We start from the raw sequence: 13,657 nt of genomic DNA on the forward strand, positions 1-13,657 counted from the left end.
CGACCGGGTGGGCGAGACCTCGGGGAAGGAGGCGCGTGTCGCCGTTGACCCGTGCCTCCCCGTGTCCACGATCGGGTTTCGCGACCGGCAGACGGCGCCACTCTGCCACCGGGGAGGGCAAGACACGAGCCTGAGTCGTGTTCGTGACCGGATCGATACGGTGGACGGATGAGCACCGTCGCCGTCTCCGTCCTGCCCGTCGCCTCCGCCACCGCCGACTCCGAGGGGGCCTCGGGCGACACCTGGGGTGTCGCGCCCGCGAAGCGGGCGGTGGACGCGACCGACGCCCGCCTGGTCGAGCTCGGTGACGAGACCGAGGTGATCGTCGTCGGCGGCCGCGTCGACCAGGACGAGCTGCGCACGGCGATCGAGCGGAACCCGGGCGTGCGCCTCGTCCAGCTGCCGAGCGCCGGCGTCGACGCGTACGTCGAGACCATGGAGGCCACCGCCCGCGAGGGGCTCGTCTTCACCAGTGCGAAGGGTGCCTACAGCGCACCCGTGGCCGAGCACGCCCTGGCCCTGACGCTGGCCACGCTGCGCTCCCTGCAGATCAGGGCCCGCGCCTCCTCGTGGGAGCGTGAGCAGCGCGGCATCTCGTTGAACGGGGCGACCGTCACCATCGTCGGGGCCGGCGGCATCGGCACCGAGCTGCTGCGCCTGCTGCGGCCGTTCGACGTCGAGGTCACGATGGTGCGCCGGACCGACGAGGCCGTGCCCGGAGCCCACCGCACGGTCACCGTCGACCGTCTCGCCGAGGTGCTGCCGACGAGCGACGTGGTCGTCGTCGCGGCGGCCCTGACCGGTGGCACCCGCAGCCTGCTGGGCGCCGACGAGTTCGCCGCCATGAAGCGCACCGCCGTGCTGGTCAACATCGCCCGGGGCCCGCTCGTCGACACCGACGCGCTCGTCACGGCGCTCGCCGAGGGGCGGATCGGTGCCGCCGGCCTCGACGTGGTCGACCCCGAGCCGTTGCCCGACGGCCACCCGCTCTGGGCCGAGCCGCGTGCCCTGATCACCCCGCACCAGGCCAACACCAACGCGATGACCGAGCCGTTGTTCCAGGCCCGGGTCGAAGCGAACATCGTGGCGCTCGCCGAGGGTGGCGACCCCGAGGGCGTCGTCGACGTCGAGCAGGGCTACTGACCCGGCCCGGGGTGCCGACCTGGGAACGAAGTCGCACCCGACGCGTTAGACCTGGGTAGTCGCCGCGCCGACCCGACGCGACGTTCGCGAAAGGAACCCCCGCATGCCCCTCATCGGAACATCCGACCTCGACGTCTTTCCCCTCGCCCTCGGCGGCAACACCTTCGGCTGGACCAGCGACGAGGCCGAGTCGCACTCGGTGCTCGACGCCTTCGTCGCCGGCGGCGGCAACTTCGTCGACACGGCCGACGTGTACTCGGCCTGGGCCGAGGGCAACTCCGGCGGCGAGTCCGAGACCGTGATCGGCACCTGGCTCGCCCAGGGAGGCGCCTCCCGTCGTGACGAGGTCGTGATCGGCACCAAGGTCAGTCAGCACCCCGAGTTCCCCGGGCTCGGCGCCGCCAACGTCGCCGCCGCGGCCGACGCCTCGCTGACCCGCCTGCAGACCGACCACATCGACCTCTACTGGGCGCACTTCGACACCGGGGACGACCTCGCCGAGACCCTCGGCGCCTTCGACGCCCTGCAGAAGGCCGGCAAGGTGCGGCACGTCGGCATCTCGAACTTCTCGCCCGAGCGCATCACCGAGTGGATCGAGATCGCCCGCCGCGAGGGGTTCGCCGCCCCGGTCGCGCTGCAGCCGCACTACAACCTCGTCACCCGCGAGGTATACGAGCGTGACCTGGCACCGCTCGCCGCCCTGAACCAGCTCGGGGTCACCCCGTACTTATCGCTCGCCGCGGGCTTCCTGACGGGCAAGTACCAGACCCGCGACGACATCGCCGGAGCCCGCAGCGGCAACGTCGAGGGCTACTTCAGCGACGAGGGGCTCGAGGTCGTGGCCGCCCTGCGCGACATCGCGAGCTCGCACCAGGTCGAGATCGCCACGATCGCCCTCGCCTGGCTGCAGGCCCAGCCCCGCGTCGTCGCCCCGATCGCCAGCGCCCGCACCCTCGAGCAGCTGCCCGCCTTGCTCGCGAGTGCGAGCGTGGCCCTCAGCGCCGCCGAACTCGCCGCCCTCGAGACCGTCTCGGCCCGCGTCCCGGCCTAGGGCCTCCCGCGCAGCACCGTCGGCGTACGGTCGAGCGATGAGCAGCGCGACCCCCGACCAGCGGTTTCACGGACGCATCGCCGGCTTCGGCACGACCTCCGGGACGCGTGTCGTCGTGGGGCTGTGGAACCATTCGCCGCTCGGCCGCTTCGTCGACGTGATGGTCGAGGACGCCGACGGTCATCGCACGTTGTTGGCCCCGTCGCAGGCCGTCGCCGACTACGTGTCCTCGACCTACTCGTTCGACGAGGTGCGGGTGCAGCCCGTGTCGTGGTGGGGCGTCGACCGGACGTTGCGGGTCTCGGCCGGCCCCGACGCGGCCGGTGGCGACGTGCTCGACCTGTCGCTCGAGATCGGGCCCGTGTCGCCGCTCGGGTGGCTGCTGCGACTCGTGCCCCGGGCGTTCGCGACCCGACCCGGCTGGCTCACGGTGATCGACCCGGTCGCCCGGCTGCTCGTCCCCGGGGCCCGCACCGCGGGCACGGCGGGTGGCGGCCGTCGTGAGTACTACGGCGTGACGCTCGCCCGCCGCGTCGTCGCGGTCGACGCGCGTCTCGACGGCCGACCCCTCGGGTCGCTGGCCCCGCTCGACCCGCCCGTCCGCTTCGGCTTCGGCTCGGCGCCCGCCGACCCCAGCCTCGTCGACGTCACGACGACGATCCGCGAGCGCTGACCCCGCCGCCGTGCAACACGGCGTCACCGCCCGGGTGACGAGGAGGCGCGGTGCGGCACAGTAGGACGGTGAGCACCGCAGACACCCCCGCGCCCGTGACGTCCGCCGCCGTTCCCACCACGAAGAAGAGGCTGATCCTCAACCTCTTCGAGATGAACTGCGTCGGGCACATCACGCACGGACTCTGGCGGTTGCCGCACAACCACCGCAGCGAGTACAAGGACCTCGCCTACTGGCTCGAACTGGCCCGCCTGGCCGAACGGGGTGGTTTCGACGCGATCTTCATCGCCGACGTGCTCGGTGCCTACGACGTGTTCGGCGACAGCCCGGCGCCTGCCCTGCTCGAGGGCATCCAGGCGCCGAACAACGACCCGATGATGGTCGTGCCCGCCATGGCCGCGGTGACCGAGCACCTCGGCTTCGGCATCACGTTCTCGACGAGCTACGAGCCGCCCTTCGCCTTCGCGCGGCGCATGTCGACGCTCGACCACCTCACGAAGGGGCGCGTCGGCTGGAACGTCGTCACGTCGTACCTCCCCAACGCCGCGCGGAACTTCGGCCTCGACGCCGAGATCCCCAAGGCCGAGCGCTACGCCCGCGCCGCCGAGTACCTCGACGTGCTCTACAAGCTGTGGGAGGGCTCGTGGGAGGACGACGCCGTCGTCGCCGACCCCACGGCCGACGGCCTCGAGCCCGGTTCGGGCGTCTACACCGACCCGGCCAAGGTCCACGCGATCGTCCACGTCGGCGAGCACTTCCGGGTCGCCGGGCCGCACCTCAGCGAGCCGTCGCCGCAGCGCACGCCCGTGCTCTTCCTGGCCACCGCGTCGCCGAAGGGCGTCGAGCAGGCGGCTCGCAACGCCGAGGTCGTCTTCACCGGCGGGCCCGCCGTCCGGGCGGTCGGCGCCGCCACGCGCGAGGCGGCCGTCGCGGCCGGACGCTCTGCGGACGACGTGTCGTTCATCGTCCAGGCCGGCATCATCACGGGAGAGACCGACGAGGTCGTCACCGAGAAGCTCGCGCTCTACCGTTCCTTCGCCAGCGAGCAGGGCAAGCTGGTCCACCGCAGCATCCCGTTCGACGCCCCGTCGCACCCCCGCGACCGGACGGTTCGCGAGGCGCTCGAGGCCGAGGGTCGGCTCGACCACCCGGGAGCCGCGGCGCTCCCGCTCGACATCACGGTGGGGCAGCTGATCGACTCGGTCGACGAGGCCTGGGGCGGGACGTTCTTCGTCGCGGGTACGCCCACGGTCGTGGCCGACGCCATCGAGCGCTGGCTCGACGACGAGGGAATCGACGGCATCAACCTGCGTCAGTACCACTCGTTCGACACGCTGGCCGACTTCGTCGAGCTGATCGTGCCCGAACTGCGTCGTCGCGGTCGGCTGCGCGAGGCGTACGTGCCCGGCGAGACGTTGCGGGAGCGGTTGACCGGCGGTGGGCCCCGGTTGCCCGGGACGCATCCGGCGGCCGCCTACCGACGCTGAGCCCAGGAGGCGCGGCGCGGCCGGGCTCTCGGCTCCCGTCGAGCCGCGGGGCGTCTCAGTGCGCGGCGGGGCTGCGGTACCGCGCGGGGACCGGCGGGATGCGCAGCCACGTGGTCCGGCTGACGCCGTGGGCGTCGGACCACTCCACGAAGACGGTGCCGAGGGCGGTCAGCGCGTCGAGCTCGACCGGTGTCGCGATGCCCAGCGGGGCCCCGGGGCGCAGCTTGTCGCGGCCCCGGACCGGCCCGCCGGGCAGGTCGACGAGCACGTCACGCACCGGTCGTCCGACCGCGCGGAGCACCAGGCAGGTGCCGAGGGGCAGGGTCGGGTCGCTGCCGTCGTTGGGCAGCTCGAGCCACGACAGCACGAAGGCGGCGGGCCGACTCAGCCGGGTGGTGCGCTCGCGGCGCACGCGGCGCACGCGGGTCGCCGTCGCCGGGGCGGGCAGGGCGGTCGCGGTGGGGTCGAGCGTGGTCGCGGCATCCGAGGGGTCGGTCGTGCCGGGGCGTCCGGTGTCGGGCTCTGCGGTGTCCATCGTGTGCTGTTCCCCTGAAGTCAGTCGTGGTGTCGTTCGCGATCGTGTCGTCGTCGACGTGGTCCTCGAACGGCTCCGTCCAGCGAACCGCACCCGGGCGTGGGGGACAACCGGGCTCGGTCACCCAGTACGGGGGGTGGAGCGGTCCCCAGTCCGGGGGACGCGGCTCGGGGGACGAGGCCGAGGATCGACCTCGGCCTCGCCGGGCTCGCGCACGTGGTGACGACGCCACCTGAGCCGAGATGTCACGACCTGCCGCTCACCTACTTTCCTGAGCGGCACGTCGTGACATCTCGCTCGGGCTGCGCGCCGAGTGAGCGCTCACTCCTGGCCGCGAGGCTCGCCTAGACTCGACGGAGCACCCCGAGCCGAAGGAGTCTCCATGCAGAACTGGGCCGCCAACGTCGAGTACTCGACCACCGACCTGCGTCGCCCCACGAGCCTCGACGAACTGCGTGACGTCGTCACCGGCAGTCGTCGCGTCAAGGCCCTGGGCTCGCGTCACTCGTTCAACCGGGTGGCCGACACGGACGGCACCCTCGTCTCGCTCGACGCGCTCGGCACCCCCGTCGAGATCGACTCGGCCGCTGGCACGGTCCGTGTCGGCGCCGGCACGACTCACGCGGCCCTCGCCGGCGAGCTGCAGCATCGCGGTCTCGCGCTCCACAACCTCGCCTCGCTACCGCACATCTCGGTGGCCGGTGCGGTCCAGACCGGCACGCACGGCTCCGGCGTCGGCAACCCCGCCCTGTCGGCCGGCGTCCGCGCCGTCGAGCTGGTCCGTGCCGACGGCAGCCTCGAGACCGTCCGTCGCGGTGACGACGCGTTCGGCGCCTCCGTCGTCTCGCTCGGCGCCGTGGGCGTCGTCACGACCCTCGAACTCGACACGGTGCCCACCTTCGACGTCGAGCAGACCATCCACGAGCACCTGCCGTGGGCAGCCGCCCTCGAGCACCTCGACGCCGTGCTCGCCAGCGCCTACAGCCTGAGCTTCTTCACGCGCTACGACGGCGACGGGGTGGACCAGGTCTGGTCGAAGCACCGGGTCGGCGACGAGGCCGGCCTCGACCTGCGCGAGCTCGGCGCGGTCCGGGCCGACGCGACCACGCACATGATCCCCGGTGCCGAGACCGCGGCCGTGACCCGGCAGGGTGGCGTGGCCGGCCCGTGGCTGGAGCGTCTGCCGCACTTCCGGTTCGACTTCACGCCGAGTGCCGGAGAAGAGATCCAGAGCGAGTTCCTGATCCCCGCCGAGCACGCCGCGGCCGCGATCGAGGGGCTGCGGGGCATCGCGCACACCTTCGCCGATGTGCTGATGGTCAGCGAGATCCGCACGATCGCCCCCGACGACGCCTGGATCAGCCCGAGCGGCGGACGGCAGAGCGTGGCCTTCCACTTCACCTGGCACCGCCGACCGGACGAGGTGCTCGCCGTCCTGCCCGAGATCGAGCGGGTGCTCGGCGCCTTCGACGCCCGCCCGCACTGGGGCAAGGTCTCGACCGCCACGCACGCCGAACTGCGCCGGGTGTACCCGCGTCTCGGCGACTTCGCCGCCCACGTCGAGGCGGTCGACCCCGAGGGGCGCTTCCGCAACCCCTTCCTGTCCGCTTCCGTCCTCGGAGAGCCTGCCCATGTCTGAGCCCACCCCCGTCGCGTCGGTGCCGACGCCCGGCAGCACGCCCCCCGTCGTTACGCCCGCACCGGGCGCGCCGCCGACCGTCCGGCTCGTGACCTCGCCGCTGCCCGTGTCGGGTGCGCAGGTCGTGCTCGAGCGGGGCGGCTACCGCGCCGAGATCGCCGGTGTGGGTGCCACGCTGCGCACACTCACCTTCGAGGGCCGCGACCTGGTCGTGCCGTTCGCCGCCGATGAGGTGCGCCCCGGCTTCCGTGGTGCCCTGCTCGCCCCGTGGCCCAACCGCGTGACCGACGGGCGCTACGAGCGCGACGGCGCCGAGCACCAGTTGCCGCTTAACGAGGTCGAACGCGGCCACGCCCTGCACGGACTGGCGCACTGGGCCGACTGGACGATCGATCAGGCCCAGGCCGCACGGGCCTCGGCCTCGTTCGTGCTCGCGCCGAGCGACGGCTACCCGTGGCGGCTGGCGCTGTCGGTGGTCTACGAGCTGACCGACGACGGGCTCACCACGACCGTCACGGCCTGCAACGCCGGGACGGGCATCGCCCCCTACGGCACCGCTCCGCACCCGTACCTCGTCGCGGGCGAGGGCCGGGTCGACGACTGGACGTTCAGGCTGCCGGCCGCGCGCTACCTCGAGGTGACCGACGACCGGCTGGTGCCCGTGGGCACCCGGCCGGTCGGCGACCGCGACGGCTTCGACTTCCGTGAGGGGCACGCCATCGGCGACCTCTTCGTCGACCATGCCTTCACCGAGCTCGCGTTCGCCGAGGTCGACGGCGCCTTTGCCTCGCACGACCCCGATCAGGAGGCGCGGGTCACCGCCACGGTCACCGCGCGGGACGGGCACGGTGTCGCGATGTCCTGGGGTGTCGAGCTGCCCTGGGTGCAGGTGCACACCGCCGACCGCCCCGAGCCCCGGAACGACCGCATCGGCCTGGCCGTCGAGCCGATGACCTGCCCGCCCGACGCCTTCAACTCGGGCGACGACCTCGTGCTGCTCGAGCCCGGCGAGGCCCACACGGCCAGCTGGACAATCACCGCCTTCTAGTGCGGCGCGACACCCCCGCACCGGCGCGACACCCCACGATCCCGGGGTGTCGTGCTGGTTCAGGGGTGTCGCGCTGGCCGCCCTTACGCGGTGACGGATTCGGTCTGCCAGGTCATGGCCGAGACCGTGCCGGGCGAGCAGCGCTCGAGGGCGGCCTCGAGCGCCCGGCGGGTGCGGCGTGCGGCCAGCTCGTCCCGGACGACGACGTCGAACCGCAGCGTGTCGCTCAGCTCGGTGAGCAGCACGGTTCCGGCGTCGGCGAGCTGCACGAGGTACTGGCCCACCTCGACCCGCGCCGTCCGGTGCTCGGCCAGCAGGCGTCGCGACAACCAGAACAGGCCGGCGGCGTCGTACGCCGTGTGGACGGTCGCGGTCGCGGTGATCATGGCCACACTGTGTCGTGACGATCGTGCAGGCGTGTGAACGGTGTGTGGCGAACGTGTAAAACCTCTCGCGACACGCCAGGCGTGATCCGACTTGACAAGCACCTGCATCTCGTTCACTATTGCCCAGCACCACTCGATGTGAGCGCTCACATTCTCAAGTCAGCGCTCGCCCGTCCTCGGGACGCACCATCGCGCTCCACCCTGCGACACCCCCAGCCACACGTTTCCTGACGAAGAGGTCAACCGTGAACAGCTCCTCCCCCCGCCGCCCGGTCACTCGACCGGTCGTCCGCACGTCACCGGCCCCGCGCCTCCTCGCCGCCGCTCCGGCCTGACGTCCCCTCAGCCCCGACGGGCGGCCCTCGCGCACCCGTCGGCCCGGCGCGTCCCCGGCCACCCGAGCCGTCGAGTGCCAGCACCACCGAGATCCCTCCACAGCACCATCACCCGTCATCGACGACGCCGTCGAGATGACACCTGACACGAATGGAACAACCGTGAAGAAAAAGCTCCTCGTCGGCATCGTCGCCGTCGGCATGGCATTCTCCCTGGCCGCCTGCTCCGGCGGCGGCGGCGGACGCGGCGGTGACGCCGGCGGCAGCAGCAGCGGCGACAACGCCGGTGCGCTGGTCGGCGTCGCGATGCCCACCAAGGTGTCCGAGCGCTGGATCAAGGACGGCGACGCCGTCAAGAGCGCCCTGGAAGACAAGGGCTACAAGGTCGACCTCGAGTACGCCGACAACAAGATCCCCCAGCAGGTCCAGCAGATCAGCAACATGATCACCAAGGGCGCGAAGGTCCTCATCGTCGCCTCGATCGACGGTGGCTCGCTCAGCGACCAGCTCGACTCGGCCGCCAAGGCCGGCATCAAGGTCATCTCGTACGACCGTCTGCTGACGGGCAACGAGAACGTCGACTACTACGTCTCGTTCGACAACTACAAGGTCGGCGTCGACCAGGGCACCAGCCTGCTGACCGGTCTCGGCCTCGCCGACGCCGACGGCAAGAAGGTCGACGGCGCCTCGCCCAAGACCATCGAGGTCTTCGCCGGCAGCCCCGACGACAACAACGCCACCTTCTTCTTCAACGGCGCGATGGACACCCTCAAGCCCTACATCGAAGACGGCTCGCTGACGATCGGCTCCGGTCAGACCGAGTTCACGCAGGCCGCGACGCAGCAGTGGGACCCCGCCACCGCCAAGGCGCGCATGCAGAACCTGATCGCGTCGACCTACTCGAGCGGCACCAAGCTCGACGGCGTGCTCTCGCCCTACGACGGCATCTCGATCGGCATCATCTCGGCGCTCGAGGGCGCCGGCTACGCCAGTGACGCCCTGCCCGTCATCACCGGTCAGGACGCCGAGGCCGCCTCGGTCAAGTCGATCGTCGAGGGTCAGCAGTACTCGACCATCTACAAGGACACCCGTCAGCTCGCCGACCAGTCCGTGATCATGGCCGACGACCTCCTCACCGGCAAGACGCCCGAGACGAACGACGACAAGACGTACGACAACGGCGAGAAGGTCGTCCCGACCTTCCTCTTCCAGCCGACCATCGTCACCAAGGACAACTACAAAGAGGTCCTGATCGACAGCGGCTACTACACCGAGGCCGACCTCAAGTAGGTCCCTCCCCTGCGAGAACCGAGGAGGCGCCGGTCGCCGACCAGCGCCTCCTCGTTTCTCTGCTCCCCAGCGGCACCCACCCGACACACGGAAGAAGGAACACGTGGCGAACACGATCCTCGAGATGCGGGAGATCACCAAGACGTTCCCCGGCGTCAAGGCCCTGCAGGACGTCACGCTCGAGGTCGAGCGCGGCCAGGTCCACGCGATCTGCGGCGAGAACGGCGCCGGCAAGTCGACACTGATGAAGGTGCTCTCGGGCGTCTACCCGAGCGGCTCGTTCGACGGGCAGATCCTGCTCGACGGTCAGCCCGTCGACTTCAAGAACATCAACGACTCCGAGGCCGCCGGCGTCGTCATCATCCACCAAGAGCTCGCTCTCAGCCCCTTCCTGTCGATCGCCGAGAACATCTTCCTCGGCAACGAACAGTCCAAGGGCGGCTTCATCGACTGGAACAAGACCAACCTCGACGCCGCCGGCCTGCTGGCCCGCGTCGGCCTGCGCGACAACCCGATCACCAAGGTGGTCGACATCGGAGTCGGCAAGCAGCAGCTGGTCGAGATCGCGAAGGCGCTCTCGAAGCGCGTGAAGATCCTCATCCTCGACGAGCCGACCGCCGCCCTCAACGACGACGACTCGGCCCACCTGCTCGACCTGATCAAGAGCCTGCAGGGTCAGGGCATCACGTCGATCATCATCAGCCACAAGCTGAACGAGATCAAGGCGATCGCCGACAAGGTCACGATCATCCGTGACGGCAAGACGATCGAGACCCTCGACATGCATGCCGGCGAGGTGTCCGAGGACCGCATCATCAAGGGCATGGTCGGCCGCGACCTCGAGAGCCGGTACCCGGCCCACGAGTCCACGATCGGCGAGGAGTTGCTGCGCGTCGAGGACTGGACCGTCCACCACCCCCTGGACGCGACCCGCGAGATCATCCACCAGGCCAACCTCAGCGTGAAGGCCGGCGAGATCGTCGGTATCGCAGGCCTGATGGGCGCCGGTCGGACCGAACTCGCGATGAGCGTCTTCGGCAAGAGCTACGGCACCGGCATCTCGGGCACGGTCTACAAGCGCGGCGAGAAGGTCGACACCTCCACGGTCAGCAAGGCCATCGCCGCCGGCATCGCCTACGCCACCGAGGACCGCAAGAAGTACGGCCTCAACCTGATCGACGACATCACCCGCAACGTCTCGGGCTCGGCCCTCGGCAAGCTCGCGAACTGGGGCTTCGTCAACCAGTCCGAAGAGAGCACCGTCGCCGAACGGTTCCGCAAGAGCATGAACATCAAGGCGCCCACCGTGGCCGCCGTGACCGGAAAGCTCTCGGGCGGCAACCAGCAGAAGGTCGTGCTGTCGAAGTGGATGTACGCCGACCCCGACGTGCTCATCCTCGACGAGCCCACCCGCGGCATCGACGTCGGTGCCAAGTACGAGATCTACACGATCATCAACCAGCTCGCCGACGCGGGCAAGGGCGTCATCGTCATCTCGTCCGAGCTGCCCGAGCTGCTCGGCATCTGCGACCGCATCTACACCCTCTCGGAGGGGAGCGTCACGGCCGACGTGCCGATCGCCGAGGCGACCCCCGAATTCCTCCTGAAGTACATGACCCTCGAACGAGAGAGCCCCGTCAATGAGCGCGCCTAGCCCCACCCAGGCCACCGACCCGAAGCCCACGGGCGGGTCGCCCACCTCCCGTCAGCCGCAGTCCGGTTCGGGCGGCAACCCCATCACGGGTGCGGTCTCGTACCTCGGCGGGCAGTTGCGCCAGATCGGCCTGTTCATCGCGCTGATCGTGATCGTGCTGTTCTTCCAGATCACCACGAACGGCATCACGTTGGCGCCGATCAACGTGTCGAACCTGGTCGTCCAGAACAGCTACATCCTGATCCTCGCCATCGGCATGGTGATGGTCATCATCGCCGGCCACATCGACCTCTCGGTCGGGTCGATCGTCGCCTTCACCGGGGCGATGGCCGGCGTCATGATCACGCAGTGGGGCCTGCCCTGGCCGCTGGCCGTGGTGCTCTGCCTCGTGCTCGGCGCCCTGGTCGGAGCCTGGCAGGGCTTCTGGATCGCCTACTTCGGCATCCCGGCGTTCATCGTCACCCTGGCCGGCATGCTCGCCTTCCGTGGTGCCGCCCAGATCGCGCTGCAGAGCACGCAGATCTCGTCGTTCCCCCAGGGGTTCCGCAACATCGGCTCGGGCTTCCTGCCGGCGTTCGGCACGACCGGCTACGAGCCGCTCACGCTGATCCTCGGTGCCGTCGCCTCGATCGCCCTCATCGGCACCGGTCTGCGCGGACGCGCGACGCGTCGCAAGTACCAGCTCGAGGACGAGCCCTTCCTGTGGTTCGTGACGAAGCTCGTCTTCACCGTCGCACTCGTCATGTACGTCGGATTCCTGCTCGCGAGCTACTCGGGCACCCCGATCGTGCTGGTCATCCTCGCCGTGCTCGTCGTCGTCTACTCGACGGTGATGAAGAACTCGGTCTTCGGTCGCCACGTCTACGCGATCGGTGGCAACGTCCACGCCGCCGAGCTGTCGGGCGTCAAGACCAAGCGCGTCACGTTCCTGTTGTTCGTCAACATGGGCGTCATCGCGGCCCTGGCCGGCGTGGTCTTCACGAGCCAGCTGAACCTGGCCGCCTCCAGCGCCGGGACCGGCTTCGAGCTCGACGCCATCGCGGCCGTCTTCATCGGTGGCGCGGCCGTCACGGGTGGTATCGGCACGGTCACCGGCGCGATCATCGGTGGTCTGATCATCGGAATCCTGAACAACGGCCTGTCGATCCTCGGCGTCGGCACCGAGTACCAGTCCCTGATCAAGGGCCTCGTGCTGTTGGCCGCGGTCGCGTTCGACGTCTTCAACAAGCGTCGCGCCGCCTCGTCCGGCAAGTAGCGAGCCGCACCATACGGCGACGAGGCGCGGTTCCCGGTCACGGGAGCCGCGCCTCCTCGTCTCCCCGCCCCCGGCGGGCACCGACCAGACCGCAGGAGGCGCGGGCCGGCCGCGCAGGACACCGCCGTCCCGAAAACCGAACCGAACTAGGATCTCCTCGTGGCAACCCTCTTCGACGTCGCGGCCGCGGCCGGCGTCTCGCATCAGACCGTGTCACGAGTCGTCAACGGCGACCCCACCGTCCGTCCCGCCACCAAGGCCAAGGTCGACCTCGCCATCGACGAGCTCCACTACCGGCCGAGCCTCACCGCCCGGGCGCTGGCCAGTCGCAAGACGAAGTCGCTGGGCGTGATCAGCACAGGCTTCCCGTTCTACGGGCCGTCGAGCACCATGCACGGCTTCAACGGTGCCGCGCGACGTGCGGGCTACCAGGTGTCGATGGCCACGCTCGACGTGGACGACCGGCAGGGCATGCGGCAGGCGCTCGACTCCCTGGTCGGCCAGAACGTGGCGGCCATCGTGCTCATCGCCCCTGACGCCGAGGCCCTCGAGGTGCTGCGGCGCTCCGGGGTGTCGGTGCCGCTCGTCACCGCCGACAGCGAGGCCGAGGACGGGCACCACACCGTGTCGTTCGACCAGGCGGCCGGGGCCGAGGCCGCCGTCGAGCACCTGGTGTCCCTGGGTCACCACCGCATCGCGCACGTCGCCGGGCCGGACGGGTGGATGGACGGTCGCGATCGCGAACGGGGCTGGCGCGAGGCGTGCGAACGGCTCGGCGTCGACTCGACGGTGTTGCTGCGGGGCGACTGGACGCCGGGCTCCGGTCATCGGATCGGTCGTGAGCTCGTGGCCCGCGACGACGTGACGGCCGTGTTCTGCGGCAACGACCAGATGGCGCTCGGCGTCGTGCACGCGTACGTCGACGCGGGGTGCGTCGTGCCCCGCGACGTCAGCATCGTCGGCTTCGACGACATCCCCGAGGCCGAGCACTTCGTGCCGCCGTTGACGACCGTGCGGCAGGACTTCGAAGCACTGGGGCGGCGTCTCATGACCACCGTCGAGGCCGTGCTCGCGGGCGACGACGCGCCGGTCGCGGCGCTCGACCCCGAGCTCGTCGTCCGGCGCTCCACGGCGCGGCCCCCGCGCTGACCGGCCTCGATC

The 13,657-nt window shown here is 70.6% G+C and carries 12 protein-coding genes; 10 read left to right on the forward strand and 2 right to left on the reverse strand.

Annotated features, from left to right (window positions below; translation table 11 throughout):
• Positions 1-168 precede the first annotated feature (168 nt).
• The 4 genes from HRF36_RS00790 to HRF36_RS00805 all read left to right on the forward strand — a co-directional run bounded on the left by HRF36_RS00790 (position 169) and on the right by HRF36_RS00805 (position 4,354).
• On the forward strand, positions 169-1,143 hold the full coding sequence (locus tag HRF36_RS00790) for a D-isomer specific 2-hydroxyacid dehydrogenase family protein (RefSeq protein WP_173204820.1): 975 nt from the start codon (positions 169-171) through the stop codon (positions 1,141-1,143).
• Positions 1,144-1,246: 103 nt separating this feature from the next.
• A complete protein-coding gene (locus HRF36_RS00795) occupies positions 1,247-2,194 on the forward strand; it encodes an aldo/keto reductase (RefSeq protein WP_173204822.1) in 948 nt (315 codons plus the stop codon).
• A gap of 37 nt (positions 2,195-2,231) precedes the next feature.
• Entirely contained in the window at positions 2,232-2,867 is a 636-nt protein-coding gene (locus HRF36_RS00800; RefSeq protein ID WP_173204824.1) for a hypothetical protein, read from the forward strand.
• 68 nt (positions 2,868-2,935) lie between these two features.
• Positions 2,936-4,354 (forward strand): NtaA/DmoA family FMN-dependent monooxygenase, encoded by a 1,419-nt coding sequence (locus HRF36_RS00805; RefSeq protein WP_371739944.1) that lies wholly within the window; start codon positions 2,936-2,938, stop codon positions 4,352-4,354.
• A 55-nt stretch (positions 4,355-4,409) separates the two neighbouring features.
• Here the strand turns inward: HRF36_RS00805 and HRF36_RS00810 are convergent, their stop codons facing one another.
• Positions 4,410-4,889, reverse strand: a complete 480-nt coding sequence (locus tag HRF36_RS00810) for a hypothetical protein (protein WP_173204826.1) — start codon at positions 4,887-4,889, stop codon at positions 4,410-4,412.
• A gap of 382 nt (positions 4,890-5,271) precedes the next feature.
• On the opposite strand from HRF36_RS00810, the gene HRF36_RS00815 reads away from it, so the two are divergent.
• Complete coding sequence (locus HRF36_RS00815) at positions 5,272-6,528, forward strand: FAD-binding protein (protein ID WP_173204836.1); 1,257 nt, start codon at positions 5,272-5,274, stop codon at positions 6,526-6,528.
• Entirely contained in the window at positions 6,521-7,576 is a 1,056-nt protein-coding gene (locus HRF36_RS00820; protein ID WP_173204839.1) for an aldose 1-epimerase family protein, read from the forward strand. The genes HRF36_RS00815 and HRF36_RS00820 overlap by 8 nt, the downstream gene beginning before the upstream one ends.
• Before the next feature lie 83 nt (positions 7,577-7,659).
• Here the strand turns inward: HRF36_RS00820 and HRF36_RS00825 are convergent, their stop codons facing one another.
• On the reverse strand, positions 7,660-7,962 hold the full coding sequence (locus HRF36_RS00825) for a hypothetical protein (RefSeq protein ID WP_173204842.1): 303 nt from the start codon (positions 7,960-7,962) through the stop codon (positions 7,660-7,662).
• Positions 7,963-8,432: 470 nt separating this feature from the next.
• On the opposite strand from HRF36_RS00825, the gene chvE reads away from it, so the two are divergent.
• The 4 genes from chvE to HRF36_RS00845 all read left to right on the forward strand — a co-directional run bounded on the left by chvE (position 8,433) and on the right by HRF36_RS00845 (position 13,645).
• Positions 8,433-9,587 carry a multiple monosaccharide ABC transporter substrate-binding protein gene (gene chvE / locus HRF36_RS00830; protein ID WP_173204845.1) on the forward strand — a complete coding sequence of 385 codons (1,155 nt, stop codon included), beginning with the start codon at positions 8,433-8,435 and terminating at the stop codon, positions 9,585-9,587.
• A gap of 103 nt (positions 9,588-9,690) precedes the next feature.
• Entirely contained in the window at positions 9,691-11,241 is a 1,551-nt protein-coding gene (mmsA, locus tag HRF36_RS00835) for a multiple monosaccharide ABC transporter ATP-binding protein (RefSeq protein ID WP_173204848.1), read from the forward strand.
• Positions 11,228-12,496, forward strand: coding sequence for a multiple monosaccharide ABC transporter permease (gene mmsB, locus HRF36_RS00840; RefSeq protein ID WP_173204851.1), 1,269 nt, complete (start codon positions 11,228-11,230; stop codon positions 12,494-12,496). The genes mmsA and mmsB overlap by 14 nt, the downstream gene beginning before the upstream one ends.
• A gap of 159 nt (positions 12,497-12,655) precedes the next feature.
• Entirely contained in the window at positions 12,656-13,645 is a 990-nt protein-coding gene (locus HRF36_RS00845) for a LacI family DNA-binding transcriptional regulator (protein ID WP_173204854.1), read from the forward strand.
• The last annotated feature ends 12 nt before the right edge of the window (positions 13,646-13,657 follow it).

The sequence above is a fragment of the Frigoribacterium sp. VKM Ac-2836 genome (assembly GCF_013248995.1).
Lineage (GTDB): Bacteria > Actinomycetota > Actinomycetes > Actinomycetales > Microbacteriaceae > Frigoribacterium.